The sequence below is a fragment of the Kitasatospora sp. MAA4 genome (genome assembly GCF_029893355.1).
GTDB lineage: Bacteria > Actinomycetota > Actinomycetes > Streptomycetales > Streptomycetaceae > Kitasatospora.
The window spans coordinates 1-21376 of the sequence record NZ_JARZAI010000041.1 but is presented as its reverse complement, the minus strand read 5'-3'; the positions used below and the strand labels follow the sequence as shown (position 1 = coordinate 21376).

The following is a 21376-nucleotide window of genomic DNA, read 5'->3' as shown; positions in this document are numbered from 1 at the left end:
GAGACCGTGTTCTCCAGCGCTGCGACCGGTCGCCGCGCGTCAGCGTCATATCCCGTGCACGGCTCATCCGCTCGCAGGACGCGGCCTGGGGATGACAGCATGGCTACGCCATGAGCAGCTTCCACACCCACCGAGCCCGCGTGCACGACGCCGACCTGCCGCCGTACCGGCGACTGAGCGCTCTGCGCACGTGCCTGGAGGTGTTCGCCCCTTACGGCCTCCGGGCCACCTACCACCACCTGGTCCTCAGCGCCCAGATCCCCGAGGATCTCGCTCGGGATCCCGAGTCGCTGGTCCGCGCCGTCGAGGAACTGCACGCCGCCCGGCAGGTGTGGCTGTCCGCGCAGGCCGACTACGTCCAGCGGCGCCGCGCGGAGAAGCACGCCGGGCAGCGACAGCCCGCCCGGCACGAGGCCTTGCCGACCTGGAGCTGGGGATGGGGACGGCCCGGCTACCTCTGCCCGGACCCGCGTCGGCACCCCGCCAGACCTCTGTCCGAGGTCGTTCGACACTCCATCGGCCGGGCCGCGCACCCGGACGAAGGCGGCTGCCCGCTCTGCACGGGTAGCCGAGCAGTCCTCTGGGACGACGGCTACGCGACCTACCAGCTGTGCCGACGCTGCGGAATCGCGCTCCACGTCCAGCGCTCGACGGCCGGTATGGTCCAGCGCATCGCGGCGCACCGCCAGTGGCAGAGCATCTGGCACCGCACTCTCGAAAGGGTTCCCGACCGTGCCTTCTGACGCTTCGCTGCCGACCGTCCTCGTGGTGACGCTCGGCGGGACCATCGCGATGACCTCCGGTCCGGGCGCCGGTGGGGGAGTGGTGCCCCGGTTGACGGCGGCGGACCTGGTGGCGGCGGTGCCGGGGTTGGACCGGTGGGCGCGCGTGGGTGTGCTGGACTTCCGGCAGAAGCCCGGCGCCTCGCTCCTGGTCGACGACATCGCGGAGCTGGCCCAGCTGCTCAACGAGCGTGCGGCTGCCGGGATCGACGGCTTCGTCATCACCCAGGGCACCGACACCCTGGAGGAGACCGCGTTCCTCCTGGACCTGCTGTACACCGGCCGGGCTCCGGTGGTCGTCACGGGTGCCATGCGCAACCCGTCCCTCGCGGGTGCGGACGGGCCGGCCAACGTGCTGGCCGCCGTGCAGAGCGCGGCCAGTCCCGAGGCCGCCGACCTCGGCTGCGTGGTCGTCTTCGCCGACACCGTGCACGCCGCCCATCTGGTCCGCAAGGTCCACAGCACCGGCGTCGCCGCCTTCGCCTCCCCGAACGCCGGCCCCCTCGGCTACCTCGCCGAGGGACGCCTGCGCCTCCTGCTGACGAGCCGCCGCAGGGCGCTCCCCGTGGGCCTGCCGTTCACCGACGACGCGAAGGTGGCGCTGATCGTGGCGAGCCTCGGCGACGACGGCACCCTGCTGGAGGGCCTGGAGAGCCGATTCGCGGGTGTGGTGGTGGCGGCCTTCGGCGCAGGCCACGTCCCCGCCGGCTGGGTCGAGCCGCTGGAGAGGCTCGCGGCCACTGTCCCGGTGGTCCTCGCCTCCCGTACCGGCGCCGGTCCCGTGCTCACCGAGACCTATGCCTTCCCCGGCTCCGAGAAGGACCTCCTCGGCCGCGGACTGATCAGCGCCGGCTATCTGGACCCCCTCAAGGCCCGACTGCTCCTCCTGGCCCACCTGCGCGCGGGCGCCGACCGCGCGGCCGTGGCCGCGGCGTTCCAGCAGTTCTGACCACGCGCCCTACCTCCCCCGTAGCCACCCCCTGCCCTGGGGCTGTTCCTGCCAGTACGTGAGTGCCCGCTGGGTGGTCGCGAGGTCGGGATGGTCCGGTCGCAGGACGCGCAGTTGCTCGTTCAGCAGGTCGGAGAGGACGGCCACCGCGCCGCGAGGGTCGCCGGATCGGCCGCGCCAGTGGGCGATGGCGGCCCGGGTACGGAACATCTCGGACCGGGCGGTGTCGCCGGACAGCGCGTACGGGTTGGACCAGGTGTCCCGAGCGCCGTTGGCGATCTCGCGCGACTCCAGGCGGAGTTGGTCGTTGAGCAGGTCGGTCAGGACGGTCACGGCCCCCCGCGCGTCGCCCGACTCGCCCAGCCAGTGGCCGAAGCTGAACCGGGCGTCGAAGGTGCCCGAGTCCTGTGGTCCGCGCGTGTGGAGCCGCTCGTTGACGAGCTGGCGATACATGGCCACTGCCCCGGCCGGGTCTCCCGCCCTTCCCTGCCATTCGGCGGCGGCGCTGCGCAGGGTGAAGTCCGGCGGGCCCGTCCGTCCGTTGACGGCTGCGATGTAGCCGTCATCGGCGAGGAGGTCGCGATGGACGCCTGCGACGCCCGGCAGGTCGCCGGCCTGTTCGAGCCAGTGGGCCAGCTGGTACCGCAGCTCGGTGACCTCTCCGACCAGGCGGACCCGTTGGGACGGGAACAGCTCGTACTCCGGGGCCAGCAGGGCCAGTTGGTCGCCGATCATCCGGCGGTACTCGGTGATCGCGGCGGTGGGGTCGCCGGATTCCGCCCGCAGCCGCGCGATCCGGCCGCGCAGCTTCGTCACGGACTCGTGCCGTGTTCCCAGCCGGTCGGCCGTCGTCGGCAGCAGCGTTTCGAAGTAGTCCAGCGCGGCCTGTGGCCGGCCGTCGTCCGCCAGCGTGTCGCCCACCCGGAACACCAGGTCGTGCACTTCCCCGCCGGTACTCCAGCCGTGCCGGAGCTCGGGCTTGCCGGAGCCCAGCAGCAGGACCCGGTCATTGCGGATGAGCGCCTCGACGTTCGAGCGCAGCACGTCCGGAGGGAAGTCGAGGGCGCGTGAACGCAGGTGCGGCGCCTGCTCCCTCCGGGGCACCAGGAAGAACGTCAGCGAGTTCGCCTCGTCCGCCGACTCCCGGGACGCGACGAGGAGCAGGTTGGCGGCCACGTCGACCAGCTCGGCGGCCCGGCTCGCGGGCGCGCCCTCGCGGACGGCTCGCTGCACCACCGGGTGGACCCGCACCGACCGGTCCCTGTCCGCCGGGTCGTAGTCGAGCAGGCTCCACCGGTGCAGCAGCGCGAGCGTCTCGTCGCCGCTGCCGTCCGGCTCCGCGTCCTCGCCCGTGCGTGCGGCCCGCTGCCGGTCGAGGTACCTGACCGCGGCGGTCAGCACCCCGGCCGGGATGCCGTCGGAGGCCAGCTGCGCCGCCAGCTCCAGCAGCATCCGCGCCGTCCCGACCGGTGCCAGGGCGTCGGCGCGCTCCAGCGCGAGGTCCCAGGCGTGGGGCAGCGGCAGACTCTGCCCGTCCGGCAGTCCGCCCGGGTCCGGTACGAGGTCGGCCAGTCGCCGACCGTCCTCGCCGAGCAGCCGGAGGTACTCGGCGCAGCTCGGGCCGGTGCTGCCCAGGTAGCCGGCCGCCTGCGCGAGCGCGAGCGGCAGGTGTCCCAACTCGCGGGCGAGAGCCTCCAGTTGTTCGGGCGGCTCGACTCGGCCGGTCGCGGCGAGCACCGCCGTGAGGTAGCCGAGAGCCTCGGCGGAGCTGAACGACGGCACGGTGACCACCTGTCGGCCGAGCCCCTCGCGGGCCAGATCCCGGCGCCAGGTGGTGACCAGGGTCCGCCCCACGGGCTGGTCCGGCGGCCAGAGTCCGCGCAGGTCGTCGGGGTCGACCGGACCGTCCAGGACGATCAGCCAGCGGACCGCCTCCCCGGCCCCGCCCGGCCGGAGCCAGGCCAGGAACTCCCGCGCGCCCTGCTCCGGATCGGCCGGGTCGCTACCGGTGATCTCGGCGATGGCCCGGGCGTAGGCGGTCAGAATCGCCGCGCGGCTGCCGGCGGCGACCCAGACCAGCAGGTCGAGCTGCCCGGCCTGCCAGGCGGTACGGGCCTCGTTCGCGGCCAGCTGGGTCTTGCCGACCCCGGCGGTGCCGACCAGGATCCGGCAGCGCGCAGCGGTGTCGGGGGAGTCGGGGGCGTCGAGAACGGCCCGGCGCTGGAAGCAGTGCGCGGTGTGCGGGACCGCCCCGACCTGGTGCGGCCAGGCCGCCGGGGCACGTCGGCCGGAGTAGTAGGCGACCTGGTCGGCGTGGCCGACGGCGAAGCTGTGGTTGCTCGCCTGCACCCCGGTGAACAGCGGCGGTGGCGAGCTCGGTGCTGGGCTTGGCGTAGCCGGTCCGTTCAGCCCTTGGACGGATCCGGCACCTGAGGGTGGCCGATCTGCACACCCCCGTGGATCACGCCGGCGGCGACCGACCCGTCCTGGGCGCTGATCTGCACGTTTCCGCCGATCGCCATCCCGCCGTCCCCGGCCGACACCTGGGCCCGGGCCGCGCTCTCGTCCAGCAGTTCGCGCAGCGCCTCGCCGGCGCGCTCGCGCTCGTCGTCGGGCAGGTCCTCCAGGAACGCCTCGAACCGGGCCTGCCAGGAGGCCTCCTGCCGGATCCGGAGCCGCTCCAGCTGACCGCCCTCGGCCGCCGCCAGCTCGGCGGCGGTGCGTCCCAGTCGCTCCAGCTCAGCGCTCTCGCGCTGGGCGTTCCCCCGCCCGAACCAGGCGGCCACCCGGCCTCGGAACCCCTCCCAGGCCTCGGTCCCGGCCGCGGTCATCACCGCCGTCCCACCGGACATGGCCAGCGCGGTCAGCGCCTCGGACAGCATGCGCAATCCCCCTTGTCGGCAATCGTGACCCCGACCGTACCGCGAGCGGGTCACCATGCCCAGCGAGATATCCACGCAACTGCGCAGGCGGGCAAGGGCAGATGATCAACCGTCAGCGAAACCGGCCCGCATATGGGTGCCGACCTTCGACCGACCGGATGATTTTCACACCCCACGCCGTCAGCACACCGCGCAGTAGCCCCGACCCCGGAGTCCGCATACCTACCATGTGCGCCGTGAGCGCCCTGCAAGACGGGGCTTCCGACTCCAGAAAGTTGGGCGAATGAGATCAAGGATCCGTGGTCGGCTTCGGGCCTGGGCCACCGTCGGCGTCACGCTCGCGGTCGTGGCGGGTACGGCTGCCGCCGCACCTGCGGAGAACCCGCACAGCGACCTCAGTCCCGACATCACGGCGATCATGAACAAGCCCGCGTACGAGCACGCGGAGTGGGGGATGCTGGAGATCGACCCCGAGAACGGGCGGGTCATCCACTCCATGCACCCCAACCAGTTCTTCATGCCGGGTTCGACCATCAAGCTGATCACCATCTCCAGCGCCTGGCACGCCCTCGGCCCGGACCACCGCTTCACCACTCCGGTGAACGCGATCGGGCAGCTCAACGGTTCGACCCTCACCGGGAACCTGGCGCTCGTCGCCCAGGGCGACCTCACCATGGGCGGCCGGACCAAGCCGGACGGGTCGGTCGACTTCACCCCCATCGACCACACCTACGCCGACGACGTCCCGGGCGCCACCCTCACGCCCGAGGACCCGCTCGCCGGCCTGGACCAGATCGCCCAGCAGGTCCGCGACTCGGGCATCACCACGGTCGACGGCGATGTCGTCATCGACTCGCGGCTGTTCGCGCCCCCGCCGATCAGCCCCACGCCGACGCCCCTGATCATCAACGACAACGTCATCGACCTGCTGAGCACGCCGACCTCCCCCGGGCAGCCCGCCCAGCTGAGCTGGCGCCCGCAGGTCGCGCCGTACCAGGTCACCTCCAACGTCCAGACGGTGGCGGCCGGCGGCACCACCGACATCCAGGTCGCCGCGTCCCCTGACGGCACCAACATCACGCTCTCCGGCACGATCGCCGCCGACGCCCAGCCCACCCTGAAGATCTCCCAGGTCCAGGACCCCAACGCCTTCGGGCGCACAGCCCTGATCGAGGCCCTCGGCCGCGCCGGGGTCACCGTCACCGCCCCGCCGACCGGGCCCAACCCGGACAGCACGCTGCCCGCCTCGTACACCGGCGATCCCCAGGTGGCAGCCTTCGTCTCACCGCAGTACCGCGACTACGCCAAGCTGATCCTGAATGTCAGCCACAACCTCGGCGCCAATCTGGCCCTGTGCAACATGGCCGCGAACATCGGCAGCAAGAACTGCTTCGACGCCTTCCCGGTCATCCACGACTTCCTCGCCAACACGGCGAAGGTGGACCCGACCCAGTTCGAGATGGCGGACGGACGCGGCGACGTCCCCGTCGACCGCGTCACGGCCACCGGGCTCAACCAGCTGCTCGCCTACTGGCTGCACACCCCCGACGCGGACGCGTTCCGCACCTCACTGCCGATCCTCGGTGTGTCCGGCACGGGCGCGCTCTACTGCACCACCAACTGCCCGGCCAAGGGCAAGGTCTTCGCCAAGCCCGGCACCATCATCGGCTTCGACGAGCTCAACCAGGGCTTCGCCATCAACGCGCAGACGTACGCGGGGTACCTGCAGGCGGACGACGGCCACCTCTACACCTTCTTCATCGGCGTCAACGGCGCGGCGGCACCGAACATCCAGGGGTTCTTCGACGTCAACGACGACGTCGACCAGATCGCCGTCATCCTCCAGCAGGAGGCCTGCGCAGACCGCGGCGCCGGCCGCTCGCAGCACAAGGCCGTCCCGTCCACGAGAAGGGAGAAGGCACCGACCGGGTGACGGCCGGGCGCGAACGCTGGTTTACTTCGCCCCGTCGAGTACCAGCTCGGCGGGGCGACTGCGCGTCACGAAGGGGCGTTGCGGTGGCCCCGCCGCTCGCCGGCTCTGACGGTCGCCGCCCCCTCGCAAGAACCTCGGAGCCCGAGATGCACCCCTTCCTCGACCACCGCGGGCCGTTGGCCTTCGCTCACCGGGGAGGTGTTCTCGGTCACCCCGAGAACTCGCTCGCCGCGTTCTCGGCTGCCGTCGAACTCGGCTACCGCTACCTCGAGACGGACGTGCACGTCACCGCCGACGGCGTGCTGGTGGCCTTCCACGACTCCCGCCTCGACCGGGTCACCGACCGGGCCGGAGCCGTCGCCGAACTGCCCTGGCGCACGGTCGGTGAGGCCCGGATCGGTGGCACCGAGCCCATCCCGCTCCTGGAGGACCTGCTCGATGGGTTCCCCCAGGCCCGTTTCAACATCGACGTCAAGGCGGCCCCGGCCGTTCAGCCGCTGGTCGACGCGATCCGCCGCACCGGCGCGTGGGACCGGGTCTGCGTCGGCGGATTCTCCGACACCCGCCTCGCCGCCGTCCGCGCCGCCGCCGGTCCCCGGCTGGCCACCTCGCTCGGCCCGCGCGAGGTGGCACGGCTACGGTTGCGCTCGCTGGCCGGGCCGCTGCTCCCGGGCCGAGGGGCGTCGTGGTCCGGGGTGTGCGCGCAGGTTCCGGAGCGGCACCGGGGCATCCGGGTGGTCGACGGGGCCTTCGTGCGCACCGCCCATCGCCTCGGCCTGCAGGTTCACGTCTGGACCGTGGACGACCCCGCACGGATCCGGGCTCTCCTCGACCTGGGTGTGGATGGCATCATGGCCGATCGCATCGACGTCCTGCGGGACGTCCTCGAGGAGCGCGGCAGCTGGACCGACGGAAGCACGGCGATAGGAACCCCATGAACACCGCGACCCACCTGCCTGACCATCCGGCAGCCGCCACCGACACCCGTGCCCTGCGCCGGATGCAGTTCGGCTGGTACATCAACGACTGGGCCAACGCGGCCTTCTCGGCCACGGTACTGACGGTGTTCCTCGGGCCGTACCTCACCTCTGTCGCCAAGAACGCCGCCGATGCCGGCGGCGACATCCACCCGCTGGGTCTCTCGGTGCGCGCGGGGTCGTTCTTCCCGTACACCGTCTCCCTCTCCGTGCTGGTCTCCGTCGTGGTGATGCTGCTGGTCGGCACGGTCGCCGACCGCACCGGCCGGCACAAGGAGTTGATGTGCGGCTTCGCGTACGTCGGCGCGGTCGCCACCATGGGGATGTTCTTCCTCGGAGGAAGCCGCTACCTGCTCGGCGCCGGACTGCTGGTGATCGCCAACATCGCGTACGCGGTGTCGGTCGCGCTCTCCTACGCCTTCCTTCCGGGCCTGGCCGGCCCCGACGAGCGTGACGCGGTCTCCTCCAAGGGCTGGGCCTACGGCTATGCGGGTGGCGGACTGCTCCTGATAGCCAACCTGGCGCTGTTCGAGGGCCACGACGCGCTCGGCCTGTCCTCCGGCACCGCGGTGCGGATCTGCCTGGCCTCGGCCGGTCTGTGGTGGGCCCTGTTCACCCTCGTGCCGCTGCGGCGGCTGCCCTCCCGCGCCGGTGCGGCCCCCGACCGCGCCGACACCCATCGCGCCGACCCCGACCGGCCCGCCGCCGGTAGCCTGCGCGAACTCGGCCGCACCCTGAGCGGCATGCGCCGCTACCCACTCACCCTGCTCTTCCTGGGCGCCTTCCTCTGCTACAACGACGGCATCCAGACCGTGGTCTCCCAGGCCTCCCTCTACGGCAGCGAGGAGCTCGGCATGGACCAGACCACGCTGGTCGCCGCCGTTCTGCTGGTCCAGATCGTGGCGATCGGGGGCGCGCTGCTCCTCGGCCGCATCGCCCGCCGGTACGGCGCCAAGCGGACCGTCCTCGGCTCCCTGGTCGGTTGGGTGGTCACCCTCGCCCTGGGGTACTTCATGCCCGCCCACCAGCCCGCCTGGTTCTTCGCGCTGGCCGCCATGATCGGGCTGGTCCTCGGCGGCAGCCAGGCGCTCTCCCGCTCGCTGTTCTCCCACCTGATCCCGGCCGGCCGCGAGGCCGAGTACTTCAGCGTCTACAAGATCAGCGATCGCGGCACCAGCTGGATGGGCCCGCTGGTCTTCGGCCTCGCCTACCAGATCACCGGCAGCTACCGCTCGGCGATCATCTCGCTGCTGGTGTTCTTCGTCATCGGCTTCGCCGTACTGGCGAAGGTCCCCGTCCGCCGCGCCATCGAGGCCGTCGGCAACCCGGTCCCCGAGCGCCTCTGACGGACCCAGTCCGAACACTTCGCCCCGCCGAGGCCGCACTCGGTGGGGCGAAGTCGTCAGAGCCGCACAACTCGCCCAGGGCGCTGCAGACTGCAAACCAGGACGGCCGGCTTGGCCGACGGCGTCGGACCTGGCCCCTACTCTCGGGGACATGACGATTCAGCGCATGGACAACGTCGGCATCGTCGTCGACGACCTCGACGCCGCCATCGCCTTCTTCATCGAACTCGGCATGGAGCTGGAAGGCAGGATGCCGATCGAAGGGAGCTGGGCGGGAAACGTCGTCGGACTCGCTGACATGCGAAGCGAGATCGCGATGATGCGGATCCCGGACGCCCCGGGCCGGCTCGAACTGGCGAAGTATCACAACCCGGCGGCGATCACCCCCGAGCCGGAGGTCACCCCGGCGAACACGCTGGGCCTGCACCGCGTCATGTTCGCCGTCGACGACATCGAGGACACCCTCGCCCGCCTCCGCCCGCACGGCGCCGAACTCGTCGGCGAGGTTTCCCGCTACGAGGACAGCTACCTGCTCTGCTATCTCCGCGGGCCGAGCGGAATCATCCTCGCGCTGGCCGAGCAGCTGAGCTGAGAGCAGTCCGCTCCCCCTGTCCGGCGTAGCACCTCGCGCGGTCCGGCTGCTGGGCAGACACGCTGTGGTTCGTACGCACTGCGTGGTTCGGCTCCGTCAGCCGGACGGTCGGCTGAGGAGCGGATTGCGCATGGGAAAGCAGACAACTCGCGGCTGTGGACCGGAACCGCGCCGCGCCCTCAGGGGAGCCGCAGCCGTGGTGGCATGCTGGTTGGCCCTGCTGGCCGGTGCACCTGCGAGCGAGGCCGCATCGGCGCCCGCCGCGGGCGCGGGCTCGGCGGGCTCGCCGCGTTTCGAGCCGGGCGCGTGCCCGAGGACCCCGCAGCCGATTCCGGCGCTGGCCAACGCGCGGTGCGGGTTTCTGACGGTTCGCGAGAATCGCACCCGACCTGACGGCCCGACGATCCGGCTGGCGGTGGCGATCATCCCGGCCGTGTCCTCGACGCCGGCGCCGGATCCCGTCGTTCACCTGACCGGTGGTCCTGGGAGCGATGCCATCGATGACGCGCAGTTCCTCGTCGACGCCGGGGTGAACCGGGATCGCGACCTGATCATCATGGCCCAGCGGGGGACGCTCTATGCGCAGCCGAACATCGCCTGTCCGGAGGTGGACCGGTTCTACGCCCGTGCGGTGGGGCTGCGCTACGACGCGGTGTCGACGAAGCGACTGCTGGTCGCCGCGATGGGTGAGTGCCGCCGACGCCTCGCGGCCGGCGGGATCGACCTGAGCGCCTACAACACCTCGCAGAACGCCGCCGACTTCGCCGACCTGCGCAAGGCGTTGGGGATCGCCTGGTGGAACGTGTACGGGTACTCCTACGGTACCGACCTCGCGCTCACGTACCTGCGCGAGCACCCGAAGGGGATCCGGACGGTGACGATCGATTCGGTCGTACCCCCGCAGATCGTGAGCCTCCCGTGGACCTGGAGCAGCGCCCAGGAGGGGATCAACGCGATTCTCGGAGCCTGCCGCGATCAACCGGCCTGCGACCGCCGGTACCCCGACCTCGCCCGAACCCTGGCGGAGCAGGTGCGCAGGTTGGAGGCCGATCCGCTGACCCTGCGCGCGGCACCGCCGGGCGGCGGGCAAGCGGTGAAGGTCGTCCTCGACGGGGGAGCGCTGGTGAACCTCCTGGTCGGCAACGCGGTCCCCTCGACCGATGTGCCCGCCGCGATCGACGAGCTCGCCCACGGCGATCCACATCGCTTCGCGGCGGCCCGCGCGGCCGGCTCGACCCCCGTCGTCGGCGACTTCGCCTACGGCCTGACGGAGAGCGTGGCGTGCAGCGAGTGGGTGCCGGGGACGTCGGCCGCCGATCTGCTGGACGCGGGACGCCGGGCCTTCCCGGGATATCCGGACTCGGTCCTCGCCCAGGCGCCGCAACTTCCCTACCAGAGCGAGGTCTGCGAGACGTGGAACGTCCCGGACCGGACGGCCTCCCAGCGCGTGGCGACCCGCAGCACGGTCCCCACCCTGGTCATCTCCGGCACGTTCGACGCCAAGACCGGGGCGCGCTGGGGACGGTTCGCGGCCCGGACGCTTCCCAATGCGACCGTGGTGCGCATTCCCGGAATCGGCCACTGGGTGACCCCGCAGTCGAGCTGCACGCAGAGCGTCCTCGCCTCCTTCCTCGCCCACCCGACCGCCGTCGACACCGAGTGCGTCGCCGGACTCAAGCCGAAGCCGTTCACGATCACCCCTTGAGCAGGAGACCGGAAATGTTCAGTTCGTCAGTCCGCCGACGCCGCAGAACCGCCGCGGGGTTACCGGTTCGCTTCACCGGCGCAGCAGTGGGCGGCATGGTCCTCGTCGGCCTGCTCGGCGTGCCGGCGCACGCGCACGCGCGGCCGCTCGGGACGGTCGGCCGGACGGCCGGATCGGCCTCGTTCGTGCCGGGGCCCTGCCCCCGGACGCCGGACCCGGTCCCCGCGCTGAAGGACGCACGCTGCGGGACCCTCACCGTGCCCGAGAACCGCGCCGCGCCCAGCGGCCGGACCATCACCCTCGGGGTCGCGATCGTGCCGGCGCTCTCGACCACGCCGGCGCCCGACCCGATCGTGTGGTTCGCCGGCGGTCCGGGCGACGACGCGGTCGGCGAGGCTCAACTGGCCGTCGACGGCGGCCTGAACCGCGACCGCGACGTGGTCCTCATGTCCCAGCGCGGGACCTACTCGGCCGATCCGGAGCTCACCTGCCCGGTCATCGACCGCTTCAACGCCCGCGCCGTCGGCCTTGCCTACGACGCGCCGTCCACCGGGCGCCTGCACGTCAGGGCGACCCGGGCCTGCCGGGACCAGCTGGCGAAACGCGATGTCGATCTGAGCGCCTACAACGGCACCGAGAGCGCCGCCGACTACGCGGACCTGCGGGTCGCGCTGGGCATCCCGCAGTGGAACGTGTACGGGATCTCGTACGGCACGGACCTCGCGCTCATCTACATGCGCGAGCACCCGGAAGGGATCCGCTCGGTCGGCATCGACGGAATCGTGCCGCCCTCCCTGGCCGGCCCCGCGATGACCTGGAGCAGTGCGAAGCAGGGCTTCGACAGCCTGTTCAGCACCTGTGCCCAACAGCCCGCCTGCGCACAGCGGTACCCGGACCTGGCGAACACGTTCACCGACCTGGTGCGCAAGCTCGAGGCGGATCCGGTCACCACCTATGTCAGGGTCCCGTCGCGCGACAAGCCGGTCAAGGTCGTGCTCGACGGTGGCATGCTGGTGAACTGGCTGACCTCCGCAACCCACGTGGCCCCGGGCGTGCCCCGCTCCATCGACGAACTGGCCCACGGGAATCCGCAGCGGATCGCCGAGCAGTGGGCAGGTGGGAAGGTCAGCCCGCAGGCGATCGGGAGGATCAGCCACGGGCTCGCCTACGGCGTGTTCTGCGGCGAATGGGTGCCGTACGAGAATCCGTCCGAAGTACTCCGGGCGGGAAAGCGCGCGTTCCCCTCGTTCCCGCGGTCCGTTCTCGCGCAGGCGCCGCAGCTGCCCTTCCTGGCAGATGACTGTCGCGCCTGGGACATCCCCAAGGCAGCGCCCTCGGTTCGGGAGATCACCCGCAGCGACATCCCGACCCTCGCCATGTCGGCCGGCTTCGACGCCCAGACCGGAGCATCGAACGGCGCCTACGTCGCACGCACCCTGCCCAACGCGACCACCGTCACCATCCCCTACGTCGCACACGTCGCCTTCGCCGCCTCACCGTGCGCCCAGTCCATCGTCGCCTCGTTCTTCGACAATCCCAGCGCCCCGGACACCAGTTGCATCGCCGGCCTGGAACCGCCGCAGTTCGAGATCGGCCCGCCGTCCGCGGGATGAGGTCGGCTTCTCCTGCTCAGGTGGCAGCTTCGGCGCCGGCGCGCTTCCAGGCGCTGTCGCGCAGCAGTCGCAGGCCGTTGAGGCCGACGATGACGGTCGAGCCCTCGTGGCCGAGGACGCCGAGTGGCAGCGGCAGGTGGCCGACCAGGTCCCAGATGACCAGGCCGGAGATGAACACCGAGGCGATCACCAGGTTCTGCACCACGAAGCTGCGGGCCCGGCGGGACAGGGCCACCACCGTGGGGACGGTGGCGAGTTCGTCGCGCACGATGACCGCGTCGGCGGTCTCCAGGGCGAGGTCGGAGCCGGCCCGGCCCATGGCGATGCCGGTGTGGGCGGCGGCGAGCGCGGGGGCGTCGTTGACGCCGTCGCCGATCACCAGGACCCTGCGGCCGGCCTTCTCCTGCTCCCGGACGGCGGTGACCTTGTCCTGCGGCAGCAGGCCGGCGCGGACGTCGGTGATGCCGACCTCGGCCGCGAGGCGGGCGGCGGCGCGCGGGTTGTCGCCGGTGAGCAGCATCGGCGTGCTGCCGGTCAGGGCGGTCAGTGCGGCGACGGTGGCGGCGGCGTCCGGTCGCAGGCGGTCGGCGATGCCGAGGATCCCGACCGGGAGGCTGTCGCGCTCGACGAGCACGGCGGTGCGGCCGCTGTCCTCCAGCTCCTCGGCGACGACCGCCGCCAGCGCGGACAGCCTGTCCTCGGCGCGGTTGAGGAGCCGGGCCGGGGCGCCGACGGCGACCGCGTCGCCGTGGACGGTGGCGGTGACCCCGATGCCGGGGGCAGAGGTGAAGTCCCGGGCCGCGGGGATCTCCAGGCCGCGTTCGCGGGCGGCGCTCACGACGGCGCGGGCCAGCGGGTGTTCGCTGGGGTGTTCGGCCGCCGCCGCCAGCGCCAGCAGCTCGTCCTCGGAGAGGCCGCTGCCGGCCAGCGGGCGGATGTCGGTGACGCGGGGGGTGCCCTCGGTCAGCGTGCCGGTCTTGTCCAGCGCGACGGCGTCGACCTGGCCGAGGCGTTCCATGACGACGGCGGACTTCACCAGTACGCCGTGCCGTCCGGCATTGGCGATGGCCGACAGCAGCGGCGGCATGGTGGCCAGGACGACCGCGCACGGGGAGGCGACGATCATGAAGGTCATCGCCCGCAGCAGCGAGCCGGTGACGGCGGCGCCGAAGGCGAGCGGGATCAGGAACACGGCGAGGGTGGCGGCGACCATGCCCAGCGAGTAGCGCTGCTCGACCTTCTCGATGAACAGTTGGGTGGGGGCCTTGGTCTCGGAGGCCTCCTCGACCATGGCGACGATCCGGGCGATCACCGAGTCGGCCGGATCCCGCTCGACCTTGACCCGCAGGACGCCGGTGCCGTTCAGGGTGCCGGCGAAGACCTCGTCCCCGGCCTGCTTGGCGACCGGCAGCGGTTCGCCGGTGATGGTGGCCTGGTCGACCTCGCTCGCGCCGTCCAGCACGCGTCCGTCGGCGCCCACGCGCTCGCCTGGCCGGATCAGGATGGTGTCGCCGACGGCCAGCGCCTCGGTGGCGACGGTCTCCTCGCCGCCGTCGTCCAGGAGGCGGGTGGCGGTGGCGGGGGCGAGGTCGAGCAGGCCGCGCACCGAGTCCTGGGTGCGGGCGGTGGCCAGCGCCTCCAGGGCGCCGGAGGTGGCGAAGATGACGATCAGCAGCGCGCCGTCCATCACCTGACCGATCGCGGCCGCGCCGATCGCGGCGACGATCATCAGCAGGTCCACGTCGAGCGTCTTCTCACGCAGCGCCTGGAGCCCCGCCCAGCCGGGCTCCCAGCCGCCGGTGACGTAGGCGATCGCGTACATCGGCACCCAGGCCCAGGCCGGGGCGCCGGTCAGCTGGAGAGGCAGGGCGATCAGGAAGGCGACCGTGGCCGCAGCCGCCCAGCGGGCCTCGGCCAGCGCGAAGACGCGCGTGCGACGCCTGGGGACGAGGCTGGGCCTCGTTGCCCCGGCGGGGGCCGGGCGTTCGATCAGGGTCGTGGACATGGGTGTGGTGTTCCCTTGCGCAGGCAGGATGTGGCGACCCATTCACCATACAGGAACACATGAACAGTCATTCATCTGTCTCTTGTAGGATGGACGCCATGGGCCATGGAATCGCCACCGCAGCATCGAATGCCGTCCCGCGCGCCCGCCTGGACGCGGTCAACGCCGCCAAGGTCGCCACCACGCTGCAGGCCCTGGCGACGCCCTCCCGGCTGCTCATCCTGGCCCGCCTGCGAGAGGGCTCCTGCGCCGCGACCGAGCTTGCCGCCGCGGTGGGCATGGAGCAGTCCGCGTGCTCGCACCAGCTGCGACTGCTGCGCAACCTGGGCCTGGTCGTCGGCCAGCGCCACGGCCGCTCGGTGGTCTACGCGCTGTACGACAACCACGTCGCCGAACTCCTGGACCAGGCGGTCTATCACATCGACCACCTGCGGCTCGGCTTGAGCGACGCGGCCGAGGGCGACGACCCGGCGCTCGACGCCGACTACTGAGCACTCGGGGTGCGTATTCCGTTCCCCTGTGAGTGGTTTGACAGTGCGATCGCAACCGGTCCATCCTGTGGACGAGTTGGGGTGTACCGGTCTTGCGGGCCGGTCCGCTCCTTGCGGTGTCGAAACGGCGCACGTGATGTGCGCCGCCGGCCGGAAGGAGGCGAGAGACATGGATTCGAGTTGCAGTAGTCCGGGCCATCATCGGCCTCACGCCCGCCTGTCCTCGTACTCCACCGGCACGCGCTAACCACCTTCCCCACGCGCCTTTTTGACGCGCTGTCGCTCCCGCACGGCTTCATGCCGTTCCGGGTGCGCAGTGGTGCGCGCTCGTAGGGACGGCCGAAGCCGCCTGACATTCACCCGCCTCGGGTTGGGCCGACCCACCACCCATCCCCTGAGGAGAGGTAACCCATGCACACCCTGACCACCTTCGAGTTCCTGCTCCGTCTCGCCACCGGCGTCGGCTGCGGGGCAGTGATCGGCGTCGAGCGCCAGTGGCGCGCCCGGATGGCGGGCCTGCGCACCAACGCCCTCGTCGCCGCCGGCGCCACCCTCTTCGTCCTCTACAGCGAGGCCGTCGCCGACACCGGCAGCCCCACCCGGGTCGCCTCCTACGTCGTCTCCGGCATCGGCTTCCTCGGCGGCGGCGTCATCCTGCGCGACGGCGCCGGGGTCCGCGGGCTCAACACGGCTGCCACCCTGTGGTGTTCGGCCGCCGTCGGCGTGCTGGCCGCCTCCGGCAAGCTCAACTTCGCCGTACTCGGCACGCTCGCGGTGCTGGCCGTGCACCTGGTCCTGCGCCCGGCCGGCCGCCTGCTGGACCGGGCGCCCGCCGCCGGGACCGACCCCGACTCCTCCGTGGACGCCATCGTCCACCTGGAGTGCGAGCGCCGCTCGGAGTCCCACATCCGCGCCCTGCTCCTCCAGGCGCTGGCGGCCTCCGGCCTGCCCCCGACCGGGCTGCGGGCCCGCCGCGAGCGCGCCGACCTGACCAGCCTGCGGGCCACCGTCGCCATCAGCGGAGACGTCGCCCAGGCCATGGAGCAGGTGATCTCCCGGCTGTCCCTGGAACCCGGCGTGAGCGACCTGCACTGGCACCTGGAGGACGACCCGGAGCACGAGTCCATGGCCTGACGGAACGTCATCTCACTACGCCGTTCGAGCTGAGCGCCGGGCCGGTCGCGGTATGCCTGAGGAGTCGGATCTCGGGAGCGGGCTAGCTTCGTATCGTGGACCGTGTCGTGTCTTTGTCCCAGCTTCTGCGCCGTCCCCTGGTGGGGCGTGGCGGCGAGGTGGTGGGCCGGCTCTCCGATGTGATCGTGCGCCTGCGCGGGCGGGACTACCCCGTGGTCACCGGCCTGGTCTCCGAAGTCGGCAGGCGCGAGGTCTTCCTGCCGGTCGGGCAGGTCGCGGACTTCGACGGGGAGCGGATCCAGCTGACCAGCGAGGTTGTGGACCTGCGGCCCTTCGAGCGGCGCGAGGGGGAGGTGCTGCTGCGCGCGGACGTGCTCGGACACCGGGTGATCGACGTCGCCGACGTCGAGCTGGTGCGCGCCCATGACCTCGAACTGCGCCGGCGCCCGGACGGGTGGGTCGTCGACGGCCTGGACACCGCCCCGCACCGGCCCCGGCTGTTCGGGTTCTTCGCGGGCGAGTCCCAGGCGCAGTGGCGGGACTGGAAGTCCTTCGAGCCGCTGATCGGCCATGCCCAGTCGGCCCGCGTGCGGGGGACGTTCGGGCGCCTGGGCCGCCTCAAGCCGGCCGACATCGCGGACCTGCTGGAGGACGCCAACCGCACCGAGTCGCACGAGATCCTGCAGACCGTCCACGCCGACCCCGAGCTGGAGGCGGACGTCTTCGAGGAGTTGGAGCCCGACTCGCAGACCCGTCTGCTCCGGGAGCGGAGCGACGCGCAGATCGCCGAGGTCCTGGCCCGGATGCGCGCGGACGACGCCGCCGACGCGATCAACGACCTGCCGCAGAACCGCCGCCAACCGGTACTCGACGCGCTGCCCGCCGGCCAGCGCACCAAGGTGATGACGCTGATGGGGTTCAACCCCTCCAGCGCCGGCGGGTTGATGGCCCTCGACATCCTCACCGCACCACTCGGCTCCACCGTCGCGGAGGTGCTGGGACGCGTCCGTGCGGCCCGCACCCTCCAGCCCGAGGCGCTGACCAGCGTGCACGTCGTCGGGGAGGGGAACCGGCTGATCGGCACCGCGACCCTGGTGGCGCTGCTGCAGGCCGATCCGGACGCCCGCCTCGATCAGGTCATGGTCACCGAACCGGTCCGGGTGCTGCCCGAGGCGGACGCCGAGGACGTCGCCCTGCTGATGACCGACTACAACCTGCTCACCGTCCCCGTCGTGGACCAGCAGGACCGCATCCTGGGAGTGATCACCGTCGACGACATCCTGGAGACGGTCATCCCCGAGGACTGGCGCCGCCGCGAACCCGCCCCGCACCCCGCCCACCGCACCGACCAGGCCGCCCCCACCGGGTCCGCGCAGGTCACGGACCTCGGCGGATGACGGCGCCGGAGAACGAGCCGGACGACAACCGGACCGCCCCCGCCGCGCCCCCTCCCGCACCGCCGCTGCCCCCTCCCGCACCGCCGCCTCCCGCACCGCCGCCGGCGCCGAAGCCCACGCCCGCGCCGCGGCCCAGCGCCGTCCTGGACGAAGCCCACCTCGGCGACATCGAAGGCGCGTTCGGACGCATCTCCGTGGGGCACGCCGAGGACCGCCCCGGCCTGAAGACCCGGCTGCTGACGCTCCTGGCGATCGTCGGCCCCGGCATCATCGTCATGGTCGGCGACAACGACGCCGGCGGCGTCGCCACCTACGCCCAGGCCGGCCAGAACTACGGCTACTCCCTGCTCTGGGTCCTGCTGCTGCTCATCCCCGTCCTGATCGTCAACCAGGAGATGGTGGTGCGCCTGGGAGCGGTCACCGGCGTCGGGCACGCCCGCCTGATCAACGAACGGTTCGGCAGGTTCTGGGGCTGGTTCAGCGTCGGAGACCTGTTCGTCCTCAACTTCCTCACCATCGTCACCGAGTTCATCGGCATCTCGCTCGCCGCCGAGTACCTCGGCGCCTCCAAGTACTGGGTGGTGCCGCTCGCCGCGCTGCTGCTGATCGCCGTCACTGCCAGCGGCTCCTTCCGCCGCTGGGAACGCGCGATGTTCGCGCTCATCGCCGTCAGCCTGCTGCTCGTCCCGCTCACCCTGCTCTCCGGGCCGAAATGGGGCCAGGCCGCACACCACTTCGTCGTCCCCGGCATCCAGGGCGGCATTTCCAGCGACGCCGTCCTGCTGATCATCGCCATCGTCGGCACCACCGTCGCGCCCTGGCAGCTGTTCTTCCAGCAGTCCAACGTCATCGACAAACGCATCACCCCTCGCTTCATCGGCTACGAACGCGCCGACACCGTCATCGGCTCCCTCGTGGTCGTCGTCGGAGCAGCGGCCCTCGTCATGATCGCCGACTACGCCGCCCGCGGCACGAGCTTCGCGGGCCACTTCACCGACGCCGCCGGCGTCGCCCATGCCCTCGAACAGCACAGCCACGCGCTGGCCGTGATGTTCGCCATCGTCCTGATGGACGCCAGCATCATCGGCGCCGCCGCCGTCACCCTCGCCACCAGCTACGCCTTCGGCGACGTCTTCAACCTGCGCCACTCACTGCATCGCGGCTTCGGCGAGGCCAAGAAGTTCTACGCCTCCTACAGCCTCATGGTGCTGCTGGCCGCCGGCATCGTCCTCATCCCCGGCGCACCGCTGGGCGTGATCACCGAAGCCGTCCAGGCCCTGGCCGGACTCCTCCTCCCGTCCGCCAGCGTCTTCCTGCTGCTGCTCTGCAACGACCCCGAAGTCCTCGGCCCCTGGGTCAACCCCCGCTGGCTCAACCTCCTGGCCGCGCTCATCATCACCGTGCTGCTCCTGCTCTCCGCCACCCTGATGACCACCACCCTCTTCCCCGGCGTCGACGTCAAGGCCCTCACCGTCTGGCTCGCCGTCGCCCTCGTCGCCGGTCTGGCCGCAGCGGCCGCCGGGCTGGGGATCGCCCGGCACCGCTCTGGCGTCTCGGCGCCGCCACCACCGGACATGCCCGCGGCAGAGAAACTGGCCTGGCGGATGCCGCCACTGGCACTGCTCAAGCCCGTCCAGTGGTCGCCCGGCCTGCGGCTCGGCATGCTGGCCCTACGCGGCTACCTCGTCCTCAGTGCCGTCCTGCTCCTCATCAAGGCCATTCGCCTCGGCGGCGCATAACCTGTCACACCGTCAACTCGCCTCAGCAGCTGAGCTGGTGGACGCCACTCGGGCTCGGTGTCCAAGAGCCGTCGAACCCTCCGGCAACAGGGGACGAACGCGAGACGAAAAAAACCCCGGCTGCTGAGAAATCTACGCGCATCTACTTGTCCGGCTTCCGTTTCGCGACCACCATACGGACCGTGGTCGGCTGACCATGCACGGTCATGTGCGGAGGGGTGTCGATGAGAAAGTGGAAGAAGAGATCGGCGAGCGTGGCTCTGCTCGCCGTCGTGACGTTAGCGGGGGCCTCGCTGGCCTCGGCCGAGGGGGCCGGGAAGCACCCGACAACCGGCGTCGGCTCGTGCACGCTGAAGGGGTGGAACCCGGCCACCAGCCCGGCGAACGCCAAGAACCTGCCGGTCGGTCAGCGTCCGCAGACCTACAAGCCGGACGACTTCGACTGCACCGGTGCGGTGTTCGCCGCGCCCGGCGTGGAGTTCTCGAAGTTCCCGCAGCCCAAGGACCTCAAGATCACCGACAAGACCGCCGTGCAGACGGTCGGTGGCAAGCAGGCGGTCGTGGGGAAGCCCGCCGCGGCGGTGAACCCGCTGGCGCCGTACTTCCCGCCGTTCCAGCACTTCGTGGTCATCTACCGGGAGAACCACACCTTCGACGACTACCTCGGTGACTGCGCGACGACGATCAGCCCCAGCTGCAACGGGCAGGTGCAGAGCACCAACCACATCAGCTCGGTGCCGGCGCTGCACCAGTTGGCCAAGACCTACTCGCTGTCCGACTCGTACAGCACCGGAGTTCAGCCGCCGTCCGGACCCAACCACTGGTTCCTGTTCTCGGGGCAGTCCTCGTCCAGCAGCCAGCAGCAGTCGTACCCTTCGAACGGCACCCAGTTCGACCGCTTCCTGCAGAGCTCCTCGGGCCCCACGGACGAGGGCACCAACGCCTGCACGGCTCCGTCCGGTACCAGCAGTGGCACCAGCCCGTACACGTTCATCATGAACGGCGACATCTACTGGATGCTCAACAGCGGTAGCGGGTACTGGAAGAACCCGGCCGACGGCAAGGTCGAGGTCCTGCCGCCCAACCGCCCGGGCACGAACATCCCCGAAGAGCTGCACACCAACGAGTACACCTGCCAGAACCAGAGCATCCCCGACAGCACGGTCGCCAACGACTACCTGAACTTCATCAACACCAACGGGATGCCGGCCTACAACTACGTCGAGCTGTTCAACGACCACCCCGGCACCTACCAGGACATCTCCGGCAACGACACCGCGACGAACAACATCGTCAACTCCATCATGAGCAACCCGACGTACAAGAACAACACCCTCATCGTCGTCACCGAGGACGACACCCAGAACGGCAGCAACGGCCCGGACCACGTCAGCAACACCTACCGCGTGCCGCTGCTCGTCATCGGGTCGCCGAACTACGTCAAGCAGGGCTACGTCTCGCACGTGGCGTACACCACGGGCAACGTGCTCGCGGCGATGGAGCGCACGATGGAGAACGTGCACTCCGGTGTCATCGACCCGAACGACAACCTCGGCACCTCCACGTTCCCGATGACGACCGCGGACCAGTCCGCGCTCGGCGACCCGCTCGAGGACTTCTGGGTCCAGGGCTCGACCCCGCTGTCCGCGAAAGCCACGGGGTCCCCGACCACCGGCAACGCGCCACTGACCGAGACCTTCACCGGCTCGGCCACCGGCGGCACCGCCCCGTACACGTACAGCTGGAACTTCGGTGACGGGACCAGCAGTTCGACCCAGAACCCGAGCCACACCTACAGCACCGCGGGCACCTACACCGCGACGCTGACCGT

The 21376-nt window shown here is 71.3% G+C and carries 16 protein-coding genes; 13 read left to right on the top strand and 3 right to left on the bottom strand.

Annotated features, from left to right (window positions below; translation table 11 throughout):
- Positions 1 to 110: 110 nt before the first annotated feature.
- Together P3T37_RS34290 and P3T37_RS34285 are read left to right on the top strand one after the other, a co-directional pair.
- On the top strand, positions 111 to 743 hold the full coding sequence (locus P3T37_RS34290) for a hypothetical protein (protein ID WP_280727862.1): 633 nt from the start codon (positions 111 to 113) through the stop codon (positions 741 to 743).
- Positions 733 to 1731 carry an asparaginase gene (locus P3T37_RS34285; RefSeq protein WP_280727861.1) on the top strand — a complete coding sequence of 333 codons (999 nt, stop codon included), beginning with the start codon at positions 733 to 735 and terminating at the stop codon, positions 1729 to 1731. Before P3T37_RS34290 ends, P3T37_RS34285 begins: the two co-directional genes overlap by 11 nt.
- Positions 1732 to 1740: 9 nt before the next feature.
- Here P3T37_RS34285 and P3T37_RS34280 read toward each other — a convergent pair whose 3' ends face one another.
- Complete coding sequence (locus P3T37_RS34280) at positions 1741 to 4080, bottom strand: tetratricopeptide repeat protein (protein ID WP_280727860.1); 2340 nt, start codon at positions 4078 to 4080, stop codon at positions 1741 to 1743.
- 56 nt (positions 4081 to 4136) lie between these two features.
- Positions 4137 to 4613 (bottom strand): hypothetical protein, encoded by a 477-nt coding sequence (locus P3T37_RS34275; RefSeq protein WP_280727859.1) that lies wholly within the window; start codon positions 4611 to 4613, stop codon positions 4137 to 4139.
- A 283-nt stretch (positions 4614 to 4896) separates the two neighbouring features.
- Between P3T37_RS34275 and dacB the strand changes: the two genes are divergently transcribed.
- The 6 genes from dacB to P3T37_RS34245 all read left to right on the top strand — a co-directional run bounded on the left by dacB (position 4897) and on the right by P3T37_RS34245 (position 12779).
- Positions 4897 to 6546: a D-alanyl-D-alanine carboxypeptidase/D-alanyl-D-alanine-endopeptidase gene (dacB, locus tag P3T37_RS34270; protein WP_280727858.1), complete on the top strand. Its 1650-nt coding sequence runs from the start codon at positions 4897 to 4899 to the stop codon at positions 6544 to 6546.
- A 146-nt stretch (positions 6547 to 6692) separates the two neighbouring features.
- A complete protein-coding gene (locus P3T37_RS34265) occupies positions 6693 to 7484 on the top strand; it encodes a glycerophosphodiester phosphodiesterase (protein ID WP_280727857.1) in 792 nt (263 codons plus the stop codon).
- A complete protein-coding gene (locus P3T37_RS34260) occupies positions 7481 to 8869 on the top strand; it encodes an MFS transporter (RefSeq protein ID WP_280727856.1) in 1389 nt (462 codons plus the stop codon). The genes P3T37_RS34265 and P3T37_RS34260 overlap by 4 nt, the downstream gene beginning before the upstream one ends.
- Positions 8870 to 9020: 151 nt before the next feature.
- Positions 9021 to 9461 carry a VOC family protein gene (locus P3T37_RS34255; protein WP_280727855.1) on the top strand — a complete coding sequence of 147 codons (441 nt, stop codon included), beginning with the start codon at positions 9021 to 9023 and terminating at the stop codon, positions 9459 to 9461.
- 433 nt (positions 9462 to 9894) lie between these two features.
- A complete protein-coding gene (locus P3T37_RS34250; RefSeq protein ID WP_280727854.1) occupies positions 9895 to 11166 on the top strand; it encodes an alpha/beta hydrolase in 1272 nt (423 codons plus the stop codon).
- Between the two features lie 14 nt (positions 11167 to 11180).
- On the top strand, positions 11181 to 12779 hold the full coding sequence (locus P3T37_RS34245; protein WP_348533311.1) for an alpha/beta hydrolase: 1599 nt from the start codon (positions 11181 to 11183) through the stop codon (positions 12777 to 12779).
- Positions 12780 to 12795: 16 nt separating this feature from the next.
- On the opposite strand, the gene P3T37_RS34240 is transcribed toward P3T37_RS34245, so the two are convergent.
- Positions 12796 to 14784: a heavy metal translocating P-type ATPase gene (locus tag P3T37_RS34240; RefSeq protein WP_280727853.1), complete on the bottom strand. Its 1989-nt coding sequence runs from the start codon at positions 14782 to 14784 to the stop codon at positions 12796 to 12798.
- Positions 14785 to 14882: 98 nt separating this feature from the next.
- Between P3T37_RS34240 and P3T37_RS34235 the strand changes: the two genes are divergently transcribed.
- The 5 genes from P3T37_RS34235 to P3T37_RS34215 all read left to right on the top strand — a co-directional run.
- Positions 14883 to 15275 (top strand): metalloregulator ArsR/SmtB family transcription factor, encoded by a 393-nt coding sequence (locus tag P3T37_RS34235; protein WP_280727852.1) that lies wholly within the window; start codon positions 14883 to 14885, stop codon positions 15273 to 15275.
- 411 nt (positions 15276 to 15686) lie between these two features.
- Positions 15687 to 16409, top strand: coding sequence for an MgtC/SapB family protein (locus tag P3T37_RS34230; protein ID WP_280727851.1), 723 nt, complete (start codon positions 15687 to 15689; stop codon positions 16407 to 16409).
- Between the two features lie 95 nt (positions 16410 to 16504).
- A complete protein-coding gene (locus tag P3T37_RS34225) occupies positions 16505 to 17806 on the top strand; it encodes a CBS domain-containing protein (protein WP_280727850.1) in 1302 nt (433 codons plus the stop codon).
- Complete coding sequence (locus P3T37_RS34220; protein WP_280727849.1) at positions 17803 to 19545, top strand: Nramp family divalent metal transporter; 1743 nt, start codon at positions 17803 to 17805, stop codon at positions 19543 to 19545. The genes P3T37_RS34225 and P3T37_RS34220 overlap by 4 nt, the downstream gene beginning before the upstream one ends.
- Before the next feature lie 272 nt (positions 19546 to 19817).
- Positions 19818 to 21376, top strand: a 1559-nt coding sequence (locus tag P3T37_RS34215; protein ID WP_280727848.1) for an alkaline phosphatase family protein, incomplete at its 3' end; no start/stop codon positions are given.

Excerpts from the sequence above, each read along its gene's own strand:
- P3T37_RS34235 (WP_280727852.1), top strand. The coding sequence starts at position 14,883 with ATGGGCCATGGAATCGCCACCGCAGCATCGAATGCCGTCCCGCGCGCC.
- P3T37_RS34230 (WP_280727851.1), top strand. The coding sequence starts at position 15,687 with ATGCACACCCTGACCACCTTCGAGTTCCTGCTCCGTCTCGCCACCGGC.
- P3T37_RS34275 (WP_280727859.1), bottom strand. The coding sequence starts at position 4,613 with ATGCTGTCCGAGGCGCTGACCGCGCTGGCCATGTCCGGTGGGACGGCG.
- P3T37_RS34260 (WP_280727856.1), top strand. The coding sequence starts at position 7,481 with ATGAACACCGCGACCCACCTGCCTGACCATCCGGCAGCCGCCACCGAC.
- P3T37_RS34290 (WP_280727862.1), top strand. The coding sequence starts at position 111 with ATGAGCAGCTTCCACACCCACCGAGCCCGCGTGCACGACGCCGACCTG.
- P3T37_RS34255 (WP_280727855.1), top strand. The coding sequence starts at position 9,021 with ATGACGATTCAGCGCATGGACAACGTCGGCATCGTCGTCGACGACCTC.
- P3T37_RS34240 (WP_280727853.1), bottom strand. The coding sequence starts at position 14,784 with ATGTCCACGACCCTGATCGAACGCCCGGCCCCCGCCGGGGCAACGAGG.
- P3T37_RS34220 (WP_280727849.1), top strand. The coding sequence starts at position 17,803 with ATGACGGCGCCGGAGAACGAGCCGGACGACAACCGGACCGCCCCCGCC.
- P3T37_RS34265 (WP_280727857.1), top strand. The coding sequence starts at position 6,693 with ATGCACCCCTTCCTCGACCACCGCGGGCCGTTGGCCTTCGCTCACCGG.
- P3T37_RS34245 (WP_348533311.1), top strand. The coding sequence starts at position 11,181 with ATGTTCAGTTCGTCAGTCCGCCGACGCCGCAGAACCGCCGCGGGGTTA.
- dacB (WP_280727858.1), top strand. The coding sequence starts at position 4,897 with ATGAGATCAAGGATCCGTGGTCGGCTTCGGGCCTGGGCCACCGTCGGC.